This window comes from Tersicoccus sp. Bi-70, from assembly GCF_001968825.1.
In the GTDB taxonomy this organism is placed as follows: Bacteria; Actinomycetota; Actinomycetes; order Actinomycetales; family Micrococcaceae; genus Tersicoccus.
Map to the genome: position 1 here is coordinate 102,949 of NZ_MIEU01000012.1, position 19,677 is coordinate 122,625.

At 71.4% G+C, this 19,677-nt stretch carries 18 protein-coding genes; 7 read left to right on the plus strand and 11 right to left on the minus strand.

Annotation, left to right across the window (positions count from 1 at the left end):
- The first annotated feature begins 45 nt into the window (after nt 1-45).
- Complete coding sequence (locus tag BGP79_RS09670; protein WP_076694990.1) at nt 46-1,029, plus strand: heme A synthase; 984 nt, start codon at nt 46-48, stop codon at nt 1,027-1,029.
- Between the two features lie 429 nt (nt 1,030-1,458).
- Here the strand turns inward: BGP79_RS09670 and BGP79_RS09675 are convergent, their stop codons facing one another.
- The 3 genes from BGP79_RS09675 to BGP79_RS09685 form a co-directional block, all read right to left on the minus strand.
- Nucleotides 1,459-1,752, minus strand: coding sequence for a DUF503 domain-containing protein (locus BGP79_RS09675; protein ID WP_076694992.1), 294 nt, complete (start codon nt 1,750-1,752; stop codon nt 1,459-1,461).
- 194 nt (nt 1,753-1,946) lie between these two features.
- Complete coding sequence (locus BGP79_RS09680) at nt 1,947-2,180, minus strand: hypothetical protein (RefSeq protein ID WP_143588371.1); 234 nt, start codon at nt 2,178-2,180, stop codon at nt 1,947-1,949.
- A 79-nt stretch (nt 2,181-2,259) separates the two neighbouring features.
- Nucleotides 2,260-3,228 carry a heme o synthase gene (locus tag BGP79_RS09685; protein ID WP_083701763.1) on the minus strand — a complete coding sequence of 323 codons (969 nt, stop codon included), beginning with the start codon at nt 3,226-3,228 and terminating at the stop codon, nt 2,260-2,262.
- A 409-nt stretch (nt 3,229-3,637) separates the two neighbouring features.
- On the opposite strand from BGP79_RS09685, the gene tkt reads away from it, so the two are divergent.
- The 6 genes from tkt (at nt 3,638) to pgl (ending at nt 12,161) form a co-directional block, all read left to right on the plus strand.
- On the plus strand, nt 3,638-5,863 hold the full coding sequence (gene tkt / locus BGP79_RS09690) for a transketolase (RefSeq protein ID WP_083701764.1): 2,226 nt from the start codon (nt 3,638-3,640) through the stop codon (nt 5,861-5,863).
- A gap of 56 nt (nt 5,864-5,919) precedes the next feature.
- On the plus strand, nt 5,920-7,077 hold the full coding sequence (tal, locus tag BGP79_RS09695) for a transaldolase (RefSeq protein ID WP_076694997.1): 1,158 nt from the start codon (nt 5,920-5,922) through the stop codon (nt 7,075-7,077).
- On the plus strand, nt 7,074-8,738 hold the full coding sequence (locus BGP79_RS09700) for a glucose-6-phosphate isomerase (RefSeq protein WP_076694999.1): 1,665 nt from the start codon (nt 7,074-7,076) through the stop codon (nt 8,736-8,738). The genes tal and BGP79_RS09700 overlap by 4 nt, the downstream gene beginning before the upstream one ends.
- A 71-nt stretch (nt 8,739-8,809) precedes the next feature.
- Nucleotides 8,810-10,360, plus strand: coding sequence for a glucose-6-phosphate dehydrogenase (zwf, locus tag BGP79_RS09705; RefSeq protein WP_076695331.1), 1,551 nt, complete (start codon nt 8,810-8,812; stop codon nt 10,358-10,360).
- On the plus strand, nt 10,357-11,304 hold the full coding sequence (locus BGP79_RS09710) for a glucose-6-phosphate dehydrogenase assembly protein OpcA (RefSeq protein WP_076695001.1): 948 nt from the start codon (nt 10,357-10,359) through the stop codon (nt 11,302-11,304). The genes zwf and BGP79_RS09710 overlap by 4 nt, the downstream gene beginning before the upstream one ends.
- A gap of 71 nt (nt 11,305-11,375) precedes the next feature.
- On the plus strand, nt 11,376-12,161 hold the full coding sequence (gene pgl / locus BGP79_RS09715; protein WP_076695003.1) for a 6-phosphogluconolactonase: 786 nt from the start codon (nt 11,376-11,378) through the stop codon (nt 12,159-12,161).
- Nucleotides 12,162-12,274: 113 nt separating this feature from the next.
- Here pgl and secG read toward each other — a convergent pair whose 3' ends face one another.
- The 8 genes from secG to rapZ all read right to left on the minus strand — a co-directional run bounded on the left by secG (nt 12,275) and on the right by rapZ (nt 19,637).
- Nucleotides 12,275-12,526 (minus strand): preprotein translocase subunit SecG, encoded by a 252-nt coding sequence (secG, locus tag BGP79_RS09720; protein ID WP_076695004.1) that lies wholly within the window; start codon nt 12,524-12,526, stop codon nt 12,275-12,277.
- A 64-nt stretch (nt 12,527-12,590) separates the two neighbouring features.
- A complete protein-coding gene (gene tpiA, locus BGP79_RS09725) occupies nt 12,591-13,421 on the minus strand; it encodes a triose-phosphate isomerase (RefSeq protein WP_076695006.1) in 831 nt (276 codons plus the stop codon).
- Nucleotides 13,422-13,531: 110 nt separating this feature from the next.
- Entirely contained in the window at nt 13,532-14,782 is a 1,251-nt protein-coding gene (gene pgk / locus BGP79_RS09730) for a phosphoglycerate kinase (RefSeq protein ID WP_076695007.1), read from the minus strand.
- 11 nt (nt 14,783-14,793) lie between these two features.
- Nucleotides 14,794-15,801, minus strand: a complete 1,008-nt coding sequence (gene gap, locus BGP79_RS09735) for a type I glyceraldehyde-3-phosphate dehydrogenase (RefSeq protein WP_076695009.1) — start codon at nt 15,799-15,801, stop codon at nt 14,794-14,796.
- 81 nt (nt 15,802-15,882) lie between these two features.
- Nucleotides 15,883-16,512, minus strand: coding sequence for a superoxide dismutase (locus BGP79_RS09740; RefSeq protein ID WP_233121348.1), 630 nt, complete (start codon nt 16,510-16,512; stop codon nt 15,883-15,885).
- A 156-nt stretch (nt 16,513-16,668) separates the two neighbouring features.
- Nucleotides 16,669-17,649, minus strand: coding sequence for a DNA-binding protein WhiA (gene whiA / locus BGP79_RS09745; RefSeq protein ID WP_076695012.1), 981 nt, complete (start codon nt 17,647-17,649; stop codon nt 16,669-16,671).
- Nucleotides 17,650-17,733: 84 nt separating this feature from the next.
- A complete protein-coding gene (yvcK, locus tag BGP79_RS09750) occupies nt 17,734-18,714 on the minus strand; it encodes a uridine diphosphate-N-acetylglucosamine-binding protein YvcK (protein ID WP_076695333.1) in 981 nt (326 codons plus the stop codon).
- 23 nt (nt 18,715-18,737) lie between these two features.
- Nucleotides 18,738-19,637, minus strand: a complete 900-nt coding sequence (gene rapZ, locus BGP79_RS09755; RefSeq protein ID WP_076695014.1) for an RNase adapter RapZ — start codon at nt 19,635-19,637, stop codon at nt 18,738-18,740.
- Nucleotides 19,638-19,677 lie beyond the last annotated feature (40 nt).

Below are 19,677 nucleotides of genomic sequence, written 5' to 3' on the forward strand. Positions count from 1 at the left end.
CCTCGCCCTCCCTCCCGAACGACCCCGACCCGAAGGTTCCACCCGATGACCACCCAGCAGCCCGCCGTCGCCGATCACCCGGCCGAGGACGACCGTCCCGCGGTGACCCCCGCGGTCCGCGCCCTCGCGATCGCGTCCCTCGTCTCGGAGATCGGCATCGTCGTCACCGGTGGAGCCGTCCGGCTGACCGCCTCCGGTCTCGGGTGCCCCACATGGCCACGCTGCACCGCCGACTCGTTCATCAGCACGCCCGAGATGGGGGTGCACGGCGTGATCGAGTTCGGCAACCGCCTGCTGACGTTCGTGCTCACCGCGGTGGCGATCGCGACGCTCGTGGGGGTGTGGCGGCTGCGGCGGCGTCAGCCGATGATCTTCCGGCTCGCGGTCGGACTGCTGGCCGGCATCCCGGCGCAGGCGGTGATCGGCGGCATCAGCGTGTGGATGAACCTGAACCCCTGGATCGTCGGCCTGCACTTCATCGTCTCGGCCGTCATGGTCGCGACGGCCACGGTCCTGGTCAAGCGGACCGGGAGAGTGCGGGACGCCGAACGGGGCGTGGCCCGGCCCGCATCCGGAGCCGGCCGGACGCTGCGCCAGCTCGCGGTGGCGATCGCCGTCTTCACCGGCATCGCCGTCTACCTCGGCACCATCGTCACCGGCACGGGGCCGCACGCGGGCGACCACGGGGCCATCCGGCACCCCTTCGACCCCGACATCGTCACCCGGCTGCATGCGTTCCCGGTGTACCTGCTGGTCGCCTCGCTCGTGATCGCGACGGTCCTCGCTTTCCGCCGGCCCGAGGTGAGCCCGCGCCTTCGTCGTGCCCTGCTGATTGCCGACGCTGTCACCGTGCTGCAGGCGGCCATCGGCTTCACCCAGCACTTCACCGGCCTGCCCGTCCTGCTGGTCGCGCTGCACATGCTCGGCGCGTGCCTGGCCGTCGCGGCCGCCACGAACATCGTCGACGAGGTCAGGGCGCGGCCGGTGCGTTCGCCGGTGCAGCGCGACACGGCACTGTCGACGCGGTAGCGGCGGCCCGGCGGGCGGGAGCGGTTCCCGCCGTCGGCGCCGCTCCCCTCCCGTGAGTCAGCGGTTTCCGCTCGGAAGCGCCGTCACTGACCCGTGAGTTAGCGCCTAACGCCCGAAAGCGCCGCTCCCCTCCCGCGAGTTAGCGGTTACCGCACGAAAGCGCCCCGCCCATCTCATGAGTTAGCGCCTGACGCCCGAAAGCCACGCTCAAAGAGCCCTGTATTCGGGCGCGCACCGCTGACTCAGGCAGGATAGCGGCGCGCTCCCCTGGCTGACTTACGAGTACGTCGGTTTCGCGCCGTGTGCCTCGCGAGTCCGTCAGTTACGCCCGGCCGCCCCGGTCAAAGACCCGGGCTCACGGGCAAGAGTGACGGACTCACAGTGGGGGCAATGACGTCGGGCGGGCGCGCCCAGTCGGGACGATGACGGTCAGTCCTCGGAGCTGATCAGTCGGCGTCGCGCCTCGAGGAGTTCGAGTTCCGGGCGGTAGGCCACGAACTGCTCGACGCCGTCGAGCACACTGACCAGATGGGCCCGATCCGCCCCGACGAGCCCGACGCCGAGGCCGGCGCGGCGGTGCAGGTCCTGGTGGTCGACCTCGGCGACGGAGACGTCGAACCGGCGACGCACCTCGGCCACCAGCGGCCGGACGACGGAACGCTTCTCCTTGAGGGAGTGCACGTCGCCGAGCAGCAGGTCGAACTCGATCCACCCGATCCACATACCGGTCATGCTAGGCCGGGCAGCGGACGACGAGCGGAGCGTCGGCCACCGGCACTCACGACGTCCGGCGATGTCGCGCAAGATGACGACCAACCCCGACGATCAGGACGACACCGAGGACGGGCCGGACCCGTCCAGCTGACGCCCTGATACCACCCCATCGAGACCAGCAGCACAGCAGCGCCCCGAAAGGATCAGGCCGCCGCGTCCACGCAGGCGTGGCAGCGGCCGTCGTCCACGCCCTCGTCGCCGGTCAGCGCCGCCAGGCAGTCGGAGCAGGCGTCCGTGAGGCAGGCGCTGCACAGGCCGTCGAAGCCGTGGTCGTCGGTGATCTCCGCCCAGCACAGCGTGCAGGCGCCGTCCGGCGTCTCGGCGAACGAGGCGGACGGCATGGTCGGGTCGACGGATTCCAGCAGCATCGCACTCATGCACCCGGTCTACTCCGCGGCGGCCCGATCCACGGGCAGGGCGCGCGGCGTGTCCCTCGAACAGCGGGACGGGTCGGCCTCAGCCGAGGACGGCGCCGCCGATGAAGGGGTCGATCGCGACGGCGAGGAAGAGCAGCGTCAGGTAGCTGATGGAGCCGTGGAACACCTTCATGGTGCCCTTCGGGGTGGCGCGGCCGGCCATCGCGTCGGCGTGCAGCCGGTGGCTCTGCGCCAGGAACCAGGCACCGGCGAGGACGGCGGTGACGAGGTAGACCCAGCCGGCCCCGCCCACGGGGACGAGCAGCAGCGAGCAGACCACCATGGCCCAGGCGTAGAGGACGACCTGCACGGATACGGTCGCGGTCCCGGCGATCGCCCCGAGCATCGGCACGTTGGCGCGCCGGTAGTCCTCACCGTACTTCACGGACAGCGGCCAGTAGTGCGGCGGCGTCCAGAGGAAGATGACGGCGAACAGGATCCAGGCGGACCAGGACAGGGTGTTCGTGACGGCGGCCCAGGCGATCAGCACCGGCATGCAGCCGGCCGCTCCGCCCCACACGATGTTCTGCGGGGTGCGGCGCTTGAGCAGCAGCGAGTAGATGACGACGTAGAAGACGATGGCGACGACGCCGAGGAACGCCGTGAGCGCGTTGGCGCCGACGCCGAGCAGGACCACGGAGGCCACTGCGAGCACCCATGCGAAGACGAGCGCCTCCCGATCGGTGACCTCACCGGTCACCAGCGGACGCTTCTCGGTCCGCTTCATGACGCGGTCGATGTCCCGGTCGATGTAGCAGTTGAAGGCGCCCGCGGCACCGGCCGCCAGCGCGCCGCCGATCATCGTGGTCACGATCAAGCCGAGGGGTGGGAGGCCACCCTGCGCAAAGATCATCGTCGGCAGCGTGCAGACCAGCAGCAGCTCGATCACGCGGGGCTTGGTGAGCGCGACGTACGCGCGCAGCTTGCGCAGCACCGGATTCCGTGGCGTCGTGCCGGTGGACGAGGAGCGTCCCCCCGATTCCTCCGGCGCGAGAGCCGGCTCCGGCATCGACGACGGCGCGTCAGCGGTGTTCAACGAAGTCCTCACCCAGTCCCAGTACGTGCGGCGCCCGGGTCCAGGACCCGGGGCGGCGGTCGCGGAACGCGCCGTCACGAGGACGCGCGCGTTCCTCTCCAGTGTACCGGCGTCGAGGTCCCCACCGGGCCAGCGACCTCGGCATGGACCGGCCGGCAGCGATTCGTGACGAACGCTCGCCATCGTGACGCAGCAGCCTGACGATGAGGTTTCGTGCGGGCTAAGGTGGAAGACAGGTCCACCGCGGCGACGAAGCCTCTCCCAGGTGGCCGGATCGACCACCGGTGGTCGCCGCGGGCCAGGTCAAGCAAGCGTTCCGGTCGATGCCGTTCCCCGAGGGGACGGCGACGACCGGCATCCCCCGAACAGAAGGGCGGTCTTCGTGCCGACGTCAAGCTCTCAGCCCCTGCAGTGGAACGATCTCGACCGGCGGGCGGTGGACACGATCCGGGTGCTGGCCGCTGATGCGGTCCAGAAGGTGGGCAACGGTCACCCGGGCACGGCGATGAGCCTGGCACCGGCCGCCTACATGCTGTTCCAGAACGTGATGCGTCACGATCCCGCCGACCCGCAGTGGATCGGCCGCGACCGTTTCGTCCTCTCCGCCGGGCACACCTCCCTGACGCTCTACCTCGAGCTGTTCCTCAGCGGGTACGGCCTCGAGGTCGAGGACCTGCAGCAGCTGCGCACGTGGGGTTCGAAGACGCCGGGCCACCCCGAGTACCGGCACACCGCGGGTGTGGAGATCACCACCGGTCCCCTGGGCCAGGGTCTTGCCTCCGCCGTCGGTTTCGCCTACTCGCAGCGTCGCGTCCGCGGCATGCTCGACGCCGAGGCCGCTCCGGGTGAGAGCCCGTTCGACCACACCGTCTGGGTGATCGCCTCCGACGGCGACCTGCAGGAGGGCGTCACGGCCGAGGCGAGCTCGCTGGCCGGCACCCAGGAGCTCGGCAACCTCGTGGTCATCTACGACCAGAACCACATCTCCATCGAGGACGACACGAACGTCGCCTTCTCCGAGGACGTCCTCGGCCGCTACGAGGCGTACGGCTGGCACGTGCAGCGCGTCGACTGGACCGCCACGGGCGAGTACGTCGAGGACACGCAGGCGCTGCACGACGCCCTCGCCGCCGCGAAGGCCGAGACGGGCAAGCCCTCGATCATCGCGCTGCGGACCATCATCGGCTGGCCCGCCCCGACCCTGCAGAACACGGGCAAGGCCCACGGCGCGGCCCTCGGCGAGGATGAGATCAAGGCCGTCAAGGAGCTGCTCGGCTTCGATCCGGAGAAGACCTTCCAGGTCGAGCCGGAGGTCCTCGAGCACGCCCGGCAGGTCGCCCGGCGCGGCGCCGAGGAGCACGCCGCCTGGAACACGACGTACGACGCGTGGCGCTCGGCCCACCCCGAGCAGGCCGCACTCTTCGACCGGATCTCCGCCCGCGAGCTGCCCGACGGCGTCGACGACGCGCTGCCGTCCTTCGAGGCCGGCAAGGCCGTGTCCACCCGCAAGGCGTCGGGCAAGGTCCTCACCGCGCTCGGCGAGGTCATGCCCGAGCTGTGGGGCGGCTCGGCCGACCTGGCCGAGTCCAACAACACGACCATCGAGGGCGCGCCCTCGTTCGTGCCCGAGAGCCGGCAGACCAGGATGTGGCAGGGCAACCCGTACGGGCGGGTGCTGCACTTCGGCATCCGCGAGCACGCCGCGGCGGCCATCGTCAACGGCATCTCGCTGCACTTCCCCACCCGGCCGTTCGCCGGCACGTTCCTCATCTTCAGCGACTACCAGCGCCCCGCGCTGCGGCTGGCCGCGCTGATGGGCGCCCCGTCGATCTTCGTGTGGACCCACGACTCGATCGGCCTGGGCGAGGACGGCCCGACCCACCAGCCCGTCGAGCAGCTCACCTCGCTGCGCGCCATTCCCGGCCTGGACGTCGTCCGGCCCGCGGACGCCAACGAGGTGGCTCACGCCTGGCGTGCCATCGCCGGCCTGACCGATCACCCGGCCGGCATCGTGCTCTCCCGGCAGGATCTGCCGGTCTGGGAGCGCGGCGACGGCGACGCCAGCGGCGACACCTTCGGCTCGGCCGAGGGCACGGCCCGCGGGGCCTACGTCCTGGCCGAGGCCAGCAGGGACGGTGCCACGGTGACGCCGGACGTGCTGCTGCTGGCCACCGGTTCCGAGGTGCAGCTGGCCGTCGAGGCCCGCGAGAAGCTGCAGGCCGAGGGCGTCGCCGCTCGCGTCGTCTCGATGCCGTGCTTCGAGTGGTTCGACGCGCAGGACGAGGAGTACCGCGAGTCGGTGCTGCCGTCCTCCGTGCGAGCACGGGTCAGCGTCGAGGCCGGCGTCCAGCAGAGCTGGCGCGGCCTGATCGGCGACCACGGCCGGGCGATCTCGCTCGAGCACTTCGGCGCCTCTGCGGACTTCACGACGCTGTTCCGCGAATTCGGCATCACCGCGGACGCGGTCGTCTCGGCCGCCCACGACTCGCTGGACTCCGCGTCCTCCGACACCGCCACGACCCTGAACGTCGCCGCCGACACCGGCACCTCGGGCGAGCGGGCCCAGCCCGGTGACGTCGCCCAGGGCGACGCGCCCTCCGAGGGCTGAAACCACCACCGACTCACCCGGCCGAGCCGCCGGGTCTTCGACAAGGAGATGAAACGATGACTGCCCAGACCCAGGCACTGTCCGACGCCGGTGTATCCATCTGGTTGGACGACCTGTCCCGCGAACGACTCAACGACGGCTCGCTGCGCCAGCTGATCGAGAGCAAGAACGTCGTCGGGGTGACCACCAACCCCACGATCTTCGCCTCGGCACTGGCCAAGGGCGAGGCCTACGACCAGCAGGTCGAGGAGCTGGCCGCTGCCGGCGCCGACGTGGAGACCGCCGTCTTCGAGATCACGACGTCCGACGTCGCCGAGGCGTGCGACCTGTTCGCCCCGGTCGCCGCCGCGACCGGTGGCGTCGACGGTCGGGTCTCCCTCGAGGTGGACCCCCGGATGGCTCGCGACGGGGAGAAGACCGTCGCCGAGGCCGCCCGGCTGTCCGAGAAGGTCGGCCGCGACAACGTCCACATCAAGATCCCGGCCACGTTCGAGGGCCTGGACTCGATCACGAAGACGCTCGCCGCCGGCATCAGCGTCAACGTGACCCTGATCTTCTCCCTCGAGCGGTACCGCGCCGTCATCAACGCGTTCATGACCGGCCTGGAGCAGGCGAAGGAGAACGGCAAGGATCTGTCCACCATCCACTCGGTGGCCTCCTTCTTCGTCTCCCGCGTGGACACCGAGATCGACAAGCGACTCGACGCCGTCGGCACCGACGAGGCGAAGGCGCTCAAGGGCAAGGCCGGCCTGGCCAACGCCCGCCTGGCGTTCCAGATCTTCGAGCAGCAGTTCGCCACCGAGCGGTGGGCGACCCTCGCGGACGCGGGCGCGAAGCCGCAGCGGCCGCTGTGGGCCTCGACCGGCGTCAAGGACCCGAACCTGCCGGACACGCTGTACGTCACCGAGCTGGTCACCCAGGGCGTCGTGAACACGATGCCGGAGAAGACGCTCGACGCCGCCGCCGACCACGCCGAGGTCACCGGGGACACCATCCGCGGCACCTACGACGACGCGAACGCGACCCTGGACGCCATCGACAAGCTCGGCATCTCGTACGACGACGTCGTCAAGGTGCTCGAGGACGAGGGCGTCAGCAAGTTCGAGGTCAGCTGGGGCGAGCTGCTGGAGACCGTCAAGAATGCCCTCGACGGCGCAGCCGGCAAGACCAGCGCGAATGCCGAGGTCGGCTCGCGCTCGGAGGGAACGCGATGAGCTCCCTCGGCTTCCAGGCCTCCGGGGCCGCGGCCGACGCCGTCCAGGCGCACGTGCCGACCCTGGTGCAGGAGCAGATCGCGTCGAAGATCACCGCGAAGGACGCCACCCTGTGGGGCCCGGACGCGGAGTCCGAGGCGAGCAAGCGACTCGGCTGGGTGTCCCTCGGCGAGACCTCCCGCCCGCTCGTCCCCGAGATCCTCGCCCTGCGCGAGGAGCTCGCCGCGGACGGCGTGACCCACATCGTGCTCGCCGGCATGGGCGGTTCCTCGCTCGCGCCCGAGGTCATCACCCGCACCGCGGGCGTGGATCTGACGGTGCTCGACGCGACGGACCCGCAGCAGGTGGCGACCGCCCTGGGCGACCGGATCACCGAGACGGCCCTCGTGGTCTCCTCGAAGTCCGGCTCCACCGTGGAGACCGACTCGCAGCGCCGCGCCTTCGTCCAGGCGTTCACCGACGCCGGCATCGACGCGGCCAGCCGCATCGTCGTCGTCACCGACCCGGGCTCGCCCATGGACGAGGCGTCCCGCGCCGCCGGGTACCGGCACGTCTTCAACGCCGACCCCGCCGTGGGCGGCCGCTACTCCGCGCTGACCGCGTTCGGCCTCGTCCCCTCCGGCCTGGCCGGCGTCGACATCGAGGGTCTGCTCGACGAGGCCGAGGAGGCCGGTGAGCACCTGCGCGAGGACACCGACGACAACATCGGGCTCCAGCTCGGTGCCGCGCTCGGCGGCACCAGCCCGCTGCGCGACAAGATCGTGCTCGTCGACGAGGGCTCGGGCATCACCGGCTTCGCCGACTGGGCGGAGCAGCTGATCGCCGAGTCGACCGGCAAGCTGGGCCGCGGTGTGCTGCCCGTGGTCGCCGGCCCGGACTCCCCCGAGGTGACCTCCGGCGCGGACGACGTGCTCGTCGTCCGGCTCGTGAGCGACGACGAGACGGCCTCCGGCACCCCCGCGGGCGACCAGGTGGCGGTCTCCGGCTCGCTCGGCGCGCTCATGCTCACCTTCGAGTACGCGACCGCGGTCGCGGGCCGCCTGCTCGGCATCAACCCGTTCGACCAGCCCGACGTCGAGTCCGCCAAGGTGGCCGCACGCGGCATGCTGGACTCCCGGCCCGACGCGGGTGACCCGGCCTACACGGACGGCGCCATCGAGGTCCGCGGCGACGCCGCCCTCCTCGGCGACGCCACCACCGTGGCCGACGCGCTCGGTGCCCTGCTGACGGCGCTGCCCGCGCACGGCTACCTCGCCGTGATGGCCTACCTGGACCGGCTCGCCTACGGCGACCTCGCCGACGTCCGCGACACCCTGGCCGCGGTGACCGGCCGCCCCGTCACCTTCGGGTGGGGTCCCCGGTTCCTGCACTCGACCGGCCAGTACCACAAGGGCGGGCCCGCGCAGGGCGTGTACCTGCAGATCACCGCCACCACCGAGCCCGCCGACGACGTCGCGATCCCGGACCGTCCGTACACCTTCGGTCAGCTGATCACGGCGCAGGCCGCCGGCGACGCCCAGGTGCTCGGCGAGCACGATCGCCCGGTCCTGCGGCTGAACCTGACCGACCGCGCGGCCGGCGTCGCCCAGCTGCGCCAGGTCGTGGACGGACTGGGCTCGGGCACGGCGACCGATCCCTCGGAAGGACACGGAGCACGATGAGCATCAGGACGGACACGCCCGAGGACGTCGGTGTCGACCGGCGCTCCACCGGCGGGGAGAACGGCAACCCGCTGCGGGACAGCCGGGATCGCCGGATCAGCCGGATCGCGGGTCCGTCCGCGCTCGTGCTGTTCGGCGTCACCGGTGACCTGGCGCAGAAGAAGCTGCTCCCGGCCATCTACGACCTGACCAACCGGGGGCTGCTGCCGCCGAGCTTCGCGCTCGTCGGCTTCGGCCGCCGGGACTGGGACGACGAGACGTTCGCCGGCCTGGTCAAGGAGTCGGTGCAGAAGCACTCGCGCACGAAGTTCGACGAGAACGTGTGGCAGCAACTGGCCGCCGGCATCCGCTTCGTCAAGGGCGCCTTCGACGACCCCGCCGGCTTCGACCGGCTCAAGGACACCCTGACCGACCTCGAGCGCAGTCGCGGCACCCGCGGCAACACGGCGTTCTACCTGTCGATCCCGCCGGGTTCCTTCGAGCAGGTGTGCCAGCAGCTCTCCGAACGCGGTCTCGCGGGCAAGGCCACTCTCGCCGACGACGACGGCGCCGACGGCGCGGTCACCGACGAGGAGACCGGCTGGCGGCGAGTGGTGATCGAGAAGCCGTTCGGGCACGACCTCGAGTCGGCCCGCGAGCTGAACGACGTCCTGGAGCGGGTGTTCCCGCCCGACGCGGTGTTCCGGATCGACCACTACCTGGGCAAGGAGACGGTCCAGAACATCCTGGCGCTGCGCTTCGCGAACCAGCTGTTCGAGCCGCTCTGGAACGCCCGGTACGTGGACCACGTGCAGATCACCATGGCGGAGGACATCGGCATCGGCGGCCGTGCCGGGTACTACGACGGCGTCGGCGCGGCCCGGGACGTGATCCAGAACCACCTGCTGCAGCTCCTCGCGCTCACCGCGATGGAGGAGCCCATCTCCTTCGACGCCGAGCACCTGCGGGCCGAGAAGGAGAAGATCCTCGCCGCGGTGCGGCTGCCGGAGGACCTGGGGGCGCATTCCGCGCTCGGCCAGTACACCGGCGGTTGGCAGGGCGGTGAGCAGGTCCGTGGCTTCCTCGAGGAGGACGGCATCGACCCGGACACCGTCACGGAGTCCTTCGCCGCGCTGCGCGTGGACATCCACACGCGCCGCTGGGAGGGCGTGCCGTTCTACCTGCGGACCGGCAAGCGCCTGGGCCGACGGGTCACGGAGGTCGCGGTCGTGTTCAAGCGCACCCCGAACGTGCTGTTCGCGGACAGCGCCGACGAGATCGGCCAGAACGCCGTCGTCGTCCGCATCCAGCCGGACGAGGGCGTGACCATCCGTTTCGGCTCGAAGGTCCCGGGTACCCAGATGGAGGTGCGCGACGTGACCATGGACTTCGGCTACGGGCACGCGTTCACCGAGTCCAGCCCGGAGGCGTACGAGCGTCTCATCCTCGACGTCCTGCTCGGTGAGCCCCCGCTGTTCCCCCGGCACGAGGAGGTCGAGCTGTCCTGGAAGGTGCTCGACCCGTTCGAGCAGTACTGGGCGGAGCATCACGTCAAGCCCGAACCCTACGAACCCGGTGGCTGGGGTCCGGCCAGCGCCGACGACCTGCTCGCCCGCGACGGGCGCACCTGGAGGCGGCCATGATCGTCGATCTGCCCGACACGACCACGGCAGAGGTCAACAGGAAACTGATGAGCCTGCGGGACGAGGGCGGCGTCGTCGCCCTCGGGCGGGTGCTCACCCTCGTCGTCCTCGCCAGCGAGGGCAGCGAGGAGGAGGCCATCGAGGCCGCCAACGCCGCGAGCCGGGAGCACCCGTGCCGCATCATCGTGCACGTGCCCGTGGACGCCGCCGAGGGCGTCGACGACGCCGACCGGATGGACGGGCAGATCCGGGTGGGCGGTGACGCCGGCGCTGCCGAGGTGGTCGTGCTGCGCTGCTCCGGTGTGCTCGCCGACCCCGACGAGCCGCTGCTCGCCGCGCTGCTGCTGCCCGACGCCCCGATCGTCGCCTGGTGGCCGCGCCGGGCGCCCGTCAATGCGGCCGCCAGTTCCATCGGCGCCATCGCGCACCGGCGGATCACCGACACCGGCAACGCCCCGGACCCGCTCGGTGCGCTCGGTCGGATCGGCCAGACGTACACGGCCGGCGACACCGACCTCGCGTGGACCCGGCTGACCAACTGGCGGCTGCAGCTGGCCGCCGCCGTCGACGAGTTCCTGGCCGACGGCGGGGACGTCACCAGCGTCGACGCCATCCGGGTCGAGGGCGCGGTCGACTCCCCCAGCACGATGCTGCTGGCCGCCTGGCTCTCGCTGCGGTTCGGCGTCGAGGCCACGGTCAGCGATCTGCCCGCGGGTCTCGGGATCGGCCTGGTGGAGATCAGCACCGGCAGCGGTTCCGTCATGCTCGCCCGCCCGGACACGGCGATCGCGACCCTGTCCATGCCCGGGCAGACCGACCAGCACATCGCCCTGCCGAAGCGCACGCTGCAGGAGTGCCTCGCCGAGGAACTGCGGCGGCTCGATCCCGACGAGGTGTTCGGCGAGGTCGTGACCGAGGGCCTGCCCCTGTGCCACCGGCAGTGAACGCGTGCTGACCGGGTCGACCCGGGTCCACCCCACTGTTCTCATCCCTACCTGAGGAAGTCCTGAACCACATGACCGAAGCCGACGTCGTCATCCTCGATGCCCCCGAACCCCTCGCCCACCACGTGGCCGAACGGCTGGTCGCCGAGATCACGGCGGCCCAGGCCGCCCGGGGCACCGCGTCCGTGGTGCTGACCGGCGGTGGCATGGGTGGTCGCACCCTGACGGCGGTCGGCGACCTCGACACCGGGGCGGTCGACTGGTCCCGCGTGGACCTGTGGTGGGGCGACGAACGCTTCGTGCCGGCCGGCGACGAGGAGCGCAACGACCGGCAGGCTCGGTCCGCGCTGCTCGACCGGCTCGGCCTCGACCCGTCGCGGGTGCACTCCGTGGCCGCCGCCGACGAGGTCGCGACCGCCGAGGAGGCCGCGGAGCGCTACGCGGCGGAGCTCGCCCGGGTGAGTGAGGCCGAGGGCAACCGCCCGGCGGACGGCACCGCCGTACCGGCCTTCGACGTGCTGATGCTCGGCGTCGGCCCGGACGCCCACGTCGCCTCCCTCTTCCCCGAGCTGAACGCCGTCACCGAGCAGCGGGCCACCGCCCTCGCCGTGCACGACGCGCCCAAGCCGCCCGCGGACCGGGTCACGCTCACGCTGCCCGCGATCAACGCCGCCCGGCAGGTGTGGCTGGTCGTCGCCGGCGCCGACAAGGCCGGAGCCGTGGCGCTGGCCGCGAACGGCGCCGCCGCCCAGCAGGTGCCCGCCGCGGGCGTGCGGGGCACCGACCGGACGGTCTGGTTCCTGGACTCGGCCGCCGCGTCCCGCCTGCCCGAGCGCGCCGGCGACGACGAGGGCTGACGCCCGGTTCCTGACCGTCGGTCCCTGACGCGACCCGACGCACCAACGACCGAGGGCGCCATCCGTGCGGATGGCGCCCTCGGTCGTCGTCGATCAGATCAACTCGGTGCCGGTCAGCTCTCGCCCGAGAACCGCAGGATCAGGCCGAGCGCCACGATCACCGCGGCCCAGCAGATGCCGAGCACGACCGTGAACCGGTTGAGGTTCTTCTGCGCGACGCCGGAGGAGTTCAGGCTCGACGTCATGCCGCCGCCGAACATGTCGGACAGCCCACCGCCCTTGCCCTTGTGCAGCAGGATGAGGAGGGTGAGCAGGAGGCTGGTGATACCCAGCAGCACCTGCAGCACGATCTTGAGGATGTCCACGGTGGCCTTTCGAAGTGTCGCGTCCGCCGGACCCGGATCATCGCACCCTGAGGAGGGACGCTGATCAGGAGGTCAGGTGGCTCTCGAACCTGACAATGTTAGCAAATTCGCCCGCGTCGAGGCTCGCACCGCCGACGAGCACGCCGTCCACGTCGGGCTGCCCGATGATCGCCGCCGCGTTGGCCGCCTTCACCGAACCGCCGTACAGGACGCGGACCGCGCCGGCCACGTCGTCGCCGTACCGGGCGGCCAGGTCGGCGCGGATCGCCGCGCTCATCTCCTGCGCGTCCTCCGGGCCGGCCACCTCGCCGGTGCCGATGGCCCAGACCGGCTCGTAGGCGACGACGAGCTGGCGCACCTGCTCCTCGGGCAGCCCCTCGAGGTCAGCGCGAAGCTGGCCGAGGGTGTGCTCGACGTGGGTGCCGGCCTGCCGGACCTCGAGCCCCTCCCCGACGCACAGGACGGGGACGAGTCCGTGCCGGAACGCGGCCTTGAGCTTGGCGGCCAGCAGCTCGTCGGTCTCACCGTGGATGGTGCGCCGCTCGCTGTGGCCGACGAGGACGTAGGTGCAGCCGAGCTTGGCGAGGAACTGGCCGGAGATGTCCCCGGTGTAGGCGCCGGCGTCCTGGTCGGAGAGGTCCTGGCCGCCGTAGCTGATGCTCAGGTCGTCGCCGTGGACGAGGGTCTGCACGCCGCGCAGGTCGGTGAACGGCGGGAACACCGTCACCTCGACGCGCCGGTAGTCGTGCTTCGCGTCGTCGAGGGTCCACGCGAGCTTCTGCAGCAGCGTGATGCCCTGGACGTGGTCCATGTTCATCTTCCAGTTGCCCGCGATCAGCGGCACGCGGGTGCCGGCGGGGCTGGAGGCCGAGGGAGAAGTGGGAGTGGTGCTCATTGCCGTCCGTCCTTCATCGTGAGTGGTCAGCACGGTGGCCCGGGGACCGTGCGGTCGCCGGGCCACCGGGTGAGGGGCATCGCGTGGCTCGAGGTGGAAAACGCGCGAGCTCAGCGCTCGAGTGCCGTGATGCCCGGCAGTTCCTTGCCCTCGAGGTACTCCAGGCTGGCGCCGCCACCGGTGGAGATGTGGCTGAACGCGTCGTCGGGGAAGCCGAGGGTACGCACGGCGGCCGCGGAGTCGCCGCCGCCGACGACCGTGAGGGCGCCGTCGGCCGTGACCGCGGCCAGCGCCGCGGCGATGGCCTTCGTGCCGCCGGCGAACGCCTCGAACTCGAACACGCCCGCGGGCCCGTTCCAGAACACGGTGCGCGCTTTCGCGATCTCGTCGGCGAACGCCCGACCCGAGTCGGGCCCGATGTCCAGGCCGATGCCGGAGGCACCGAACCGGGAGGACTCGATGCCGTCCGCGGGGACGGTCTCGTGGTCGGCGTCGCGGTCGAACTTCTCCGCCACGACGATGTCCGTGGGCAGCACGATCCGCACCCCGGTCTGCTCGGCCCGGTCCAGGTAACCGCGCACCGTGTCCAGCTGATCCTGCTCGAGCAGGCTCGCCCCGACCTTCGCGCCGCGGGCGGCGAGGAAGGTGAAGACCATGCCGCCGCCGATCAGCAGCACGTCGGCCTTGCCGAGCAGGGAGTCGATCACGGCGAGCTTGTCCGAGACCTTCGAGCCGCCGAGCACGACGACGTAGGGCCGCTCGGGGTCCTCCGTCAGCCGGCGCAGCACGTCGATCTCGGCCTTGACCAGGTCGCCCTGGTAGGCCGGGAGGACGGCGGCGATGTCGTACACGCTGGCGTGCCTGCGGTGCACCGCGCCGAACGCGTCGTCCACGTAGGCACCGGTGTTCTGCCCGTCGGGCCCTCCGGTCAGGGAGGCCAGGTCGGCGGCGAACGCGGCGCGCTCGTCGTCGTCCTTGCTGGTCTCCCGCGGGTCGAACCGGACGTTCTCGAGCACGAGCACCTGACCGTCGGTCAGGGCGTCCGCCTCGGCGTGCGCGTCCTCGCCGACGACGTCGGTGGCCACGCTCACGGGCACGTCGGCCAGTTCGGCCAGCCGCGCCGCCGCCGGGGCGATCGAGTACTTGGGGTCCGGGGCGCCCTTGGGGCGGCCCAGGTGGGCCATGACGATGACGCGGGCCCCGCCCTCGGCGAGGGCCGAGATCACCGGGAGGGACGCGCGCACGCGCCCGTCGTCGGTCACCCGGTCCCCGTCGAGCGGCACGTTCAGGTCCGAGCGGACCAGGACGTGCCGCCCGGCGACACCGTCGGCGAGCAGGTCCTGCAGGGTCTTCGCGCTCACCGGATGCCGCCTCAGAGCTTGCTGGCGACGAGCTCGGTCAGGTCCACGAGGCGGTTGGAGTAACCCCACTCGTTGTCGTACCAGGAGACGACCTTGACCTGGTTGCCGAGCACCTTGGTCAGACCGGAGTCGAAGATCGACGACGCCGGGTCGGTGACGATGTCCGAGGAGACGATGGGCTCCTCGGTGTAGGTCAGGTAGCCCTTCAGCGGGCCGTTCTCGGCGGCCTCGCGGTAGGCCGCGTTGACCTCCTCGACGGTGACCTCGCGGCTCACGGTGGCGGTCAGGTCCGTCGCCGAGCCGGTGGGGACCGGCACGCGGACGGCGTACCCGTCGAGCTTGCCCTTCAGTTCCGGCAGCACGAGGCCGATGGCCTTGGCGGCACCGGTGGAGGTCGGGACCAGGTTGATCGCCGCGGCGCGGGCCCGGCGGAGGTCCTTGTGGGGGCCGTCCTGCAGGTTCTGGTCCGCGGTGTAGGCGTGGATCGTGGTCATCAGGCCCTGCTGGATGCCGAACGCGTCGTTGAGCACCTTGGCGAGGGGGCCGAGGCAGTTGGTCGTGCAGGACGCGTTGGAGATGATGTGGTGCTGCGCCGAGTCGTAGTCGCCGTCGTTGACGCCGAGGACGATGGTGATGTCCTCGTCGGAGGCCGGGGCGGAGATGAGGACCTTCTTGGCGCCCGCGTCGATGTGCTTGCGCGCGTCGGCGGCCTTGGTGAAGAAGCCGGTGGACTCGACGACGATGTCGACGCCGAGGTCACCCCAGGGGAGGTTCGCGGGGTCGCGCTCGGACAGGACCTTGATGGTCTTGCCGTTGACGATGATGTTCTGGCCGTCCGTCTCGACCGTCTCGGCGAGCTTGCCCAGCACGCTGTCGTGCTTGAGCAGGTGGGCGAGGGTCTCGGGGCTGGTCAGGTCGTTGACGGCCACGACGTCCAGATCGGCGCCCTGGGACAGGGCCGCACGGAAGTAGTTGCGGCCGATGCGGCCGAATCCGTTGATGCCAATCTTCGTAGTCACTGCATTCCCTTTCGCTGGGGGGACGGGCTTGTCGGTGGAGCGGGCAGACCCCGGGCCACGTGGCCCGGGGTCCGACGTGGATCAGGCCGGGACGATCAGCTGGTGCGCGCCGGTGCGGGCCGCCGCCAGTCGGGCCGAGACGTCGTTCCAGTTCACGATGTTCCAGAACGCCTTGACGTAGTCGGCCTTGACGTTGACGTAGTCGAGGTAGAAGGCGTGCTCCCACATGTCCAGCTGCAGCAGCGGGATGGTGCCGACCGGGATGTTGCCCTGCTGGTCGAAGAGCTGCTCGATGACGAGGTTCTGCCCGAGCGGCTCGAACGCGAGCACGGCCCAGCCGGAGCCCTGCAGGCTCGTCGCGGCGTTGCTGAAGTGCGCGACGAATGCGTCGAAGGAGCCGAACGAGTCGTCGATGGCCGACGCGAGTTCGCCCTCGGGCTTGTCGCCGCCGTCCGGGGACAGGTTGTTCCAGAAGATCGTGTGGTTCAGGTGACCGCCGAGGTGGAACGCGAGGTCCTTGCTCAGCTTCGGCACGTTGGCGAAGTCACCGTTCGAGCGCGCCTCGGCCAGCTTCTCCAGCGCCGTGTTGGCGCCGTCCACATACGTCTTGTGGTGCTTGTCGTGGTGCAGCTCCATGATGCGCGCGGAGATGTGCGGCTCGAGCGCGGCGTAGTCGTAGGGAAGGTCGGGCAGGGTGTACTTCTCGCTCACGAATTCCTCCATCGGTCCTGTGTGTTTCCACGGTGCAGCCGTGCCGACGGCCGCGACGGAACTCAGCGGCGGAACCGCGTCCCGAGCTGGGCCGACGATGCCGCCGACGGGGGCCGGGCGGGTCGGCGCGACTGCCTTCCCATCCTATGCACTCCCCTACTCATCGAGCATCTCGGCGGTCACATTGGCGTCGGTGCCCGGGATGCCCTGATCGGAGGCCCGCTTGTCGGCCATCGCGAGCAGCCGGCGGATGCGCCCGGCGATCGCGTCCTTGGTCATCGGCGGTTCCGCGAGGCGGCCCAGTTCGTCCAGGCTGGCCTGCTTGTGGGCGACCCGCAGCTCGCCGGCGTACTTGAGGTGATCGGGCACGGCGTCGCCGAGGATGTGCAGGGCACGCTCCACCCGGGCGCCGGCGGCGACGGCGGCCTGCGCGGAGCGGCGCAGGTTGGCGTCGTCGAAGTTGGCCAGTCGGTTGGCGGACGCCCGGTTCTGCTTGTGCTCGCGGCGCTCCTCCCACACCCCGCAGGCGCGGGCGGCGCCCATCCGGGTCAGCAGGGAGCCGATGGCCTCGCCGTCGCGGATCACCACGCGGTCCACCCCGCGGGCCTCGCGGGCCTTGGCGAGGATGTGGAGGCGGCGGGCGGAGCCGACGAGGGCGAGGGCCGCCTCGGGGCCGGGGCAGGTGACCTCCAGGGCGGAGGAGCGGCCCGGTTCCGTCAGGGAACCGTGGGCGAGGAAGGCGCCGCGCCAGACGGCGGCCGCCTCGTCGTTGGAGCCGTTGACGATGGCCGGGGGCAGCCCACGCACGGGCCGGCCGCGGCTGTCCAGCAGGCCGGTCTGCCGGGCGAGGGACTCACCGTCGCGCACCACGCGGACCACGTACCGGTTGCCCTTGCGCAGACCGCCGCCGGAGACCACGACGACGTCGCTCGTGTGCCCGTAGACCTCCGCGATCGCGGACCGGAGCCGGCGGGCGGTGACCGCGAGATCGACCTCCGCCTCGATCACGATGCGTCCCGAGATGATGTGCAGACCGCCCGCGAAGCGCAGCAGGGCGGACACCTCCGCCTTCCGGACCGCGGACTTCGCTGTCTGCAGCTGCGACAGCTCTTCCTTGACCTGGGTGGTCAACGCCATGTTCTCGTCCTCACTGCCCCAACCGGGGCTGTCCCCATCCGGGCGCTGCTGCCGGCGCCCTCCGTCCGGCGCGCCGACCCCAGATCAGCTGCCACCGAAGATGTCATGGTAGGCCGTCGCGAGACGCACGTGATCGTGCACCGGGGCGCCACCAGAAGCCCCCACTCTACCGAAGAAGACCTCGGCCCCCAGACCCGCGGCCTCGGCCCGGAGGGCGTCCGCGTCGTCCACGCTGGTCGGGTCGACGAGCACGGCGTTTACCCGGAAGTCCGGCGCACAGTGCCGCAGCACGGCCAGGTGGTCCGCCGCCGTGAGTCCCCGGGTCTCCTTCGTGGAGGTGCCCAGGTTCATCGTGACGAGGCGTTTCGCCGTCGTCGCGCACAGCGCCTCGCGCAGCTCCGGCAGCAGCAGGTGGGGCAGCACGGAGGTGTACCAGGACCCGGGACCGAGGATCACCCAGTCCGCGAGGTCGATGGCCTCCAGCGCCTCCCGGCAGGCGGGGGCGTCCGGCGGATCGAGGCGGACGGCGTCCAGCGTGCCGGCGACGGCGAGCCGGGACTGACCGCGCACGACGTCGACGCCGCCGTCGGGCCGGCGCACGTCGCCCTCGATGGTCAACGGCACGCTCGCCATCGGCAGCACCTGCCCCCGCGCGCCGAGCAGGGCCCCGGCCCAGCGCAGGCCGTCGACCGGGTTGTCCAGCAGCTCCCACAGGGCCACGATCAGCAGGTTGCCCAGCGCGTGGTTGTCCAGGGTCGCGTCGCTGCCCGGACGCGAGCGGAACCGGTGCTGCATGACGTCGCGCCAGGTGCGGCCCCAGTCGGTGTCGTCGCACAGGGCGGCCAGCGCCATCCGCAGGTCCCCCGGCGGGAGCACGTCCAGCTCCTGCCGGACCTTCCCGGAGGAGCCGCCGTCGTCGGCGACGGTGACGACGGCGGTCAGGTCGCCGGTGAGCAGGCGCAGCGCCGACAGCGAGGCGTAGAGGCCGTGGCCGCCGCCGAGCGCGACGACGGCCGGTTCCTTGCGGCCGGGCTTGCGGGTTCCCCCGCTGCCGACCATCGGCATCGCGCCGGTCGGGAAGCCGGGCACTACTCGCGCCCCAGGTCGCGGTGGTGGATGGACACCTTCGTCTTGGGCAGCTGCGCGAGGCGGCGGGCGAGCTCTTCGGTCACCGCGACGGACCGGTGCTTGCCGCCGGTGCAGCCGATGGCGATGGTCGCGTAGTGCTTGTTCTCCCGCCGGTAGCCCTCCAGCACCGGCTCGAGCGCGTGCACGTACCGCCGGACGAACTCGTTGGCCCCGTTGTCCTCCAGCACGTACCGGGCGACGTCCGCGTCGAGCCCGGTGTGCGGGCGCAGCTGCGGCACCCAGTGGGGGTTGGGGATGAACCGGACGTCGGCGACGTAGTTGGCGTCCACGGGCAGCCCGTACTTGAAGCCGAAGCTCATCACGGTCAGGCGCAGGGTCACGGGGCCGGACTCGGAGAACAGGTCGGTGATCGTGGTGGCCAGGTCGTGCACGTTCTTCGTCGAGCTGTCCACGACGAGGGTCGCCATCGCCCGCAGGTCGGCGATCAGCGACCGCTCCGCCGCGATGCCGTCGAGGATCCGGCCGTCGCCCTGCAGCGGGTGCGGGCGCCGGCCCTGCTCGAAGCGGCGCACCAGCACGTCGTCGTCGGCGTCGAGGAACAGCACCCGGTAGTTCACCCCGGCGGCGGTCAGCGCGGCGAGGGCCTCCCGGACGGTGGCGAACAGCTCCTTGCTGCGCACGTCCATCACGACGGCGAGCTTGGCCATCGGCTGGGGCGTGCGGGCGACGATGTGCGAGAGCGGGACGAGCATCTCCGGCGGGAGGTTCTCCACGACGTACCAGCCGTGGTCCTCGAGCGCGTTGGCGGCGGTGCTGCGGCCGGCTCCGGACATGCCGGTCACGATGAGCATCTCGGGCTCGGGCGGCTTGACCGGTGTCAGTTCCTCGGGTGCGCTCATGGTCCCTTCCTCACGTGGCCGGTGGATCGCCCCGGCGCGT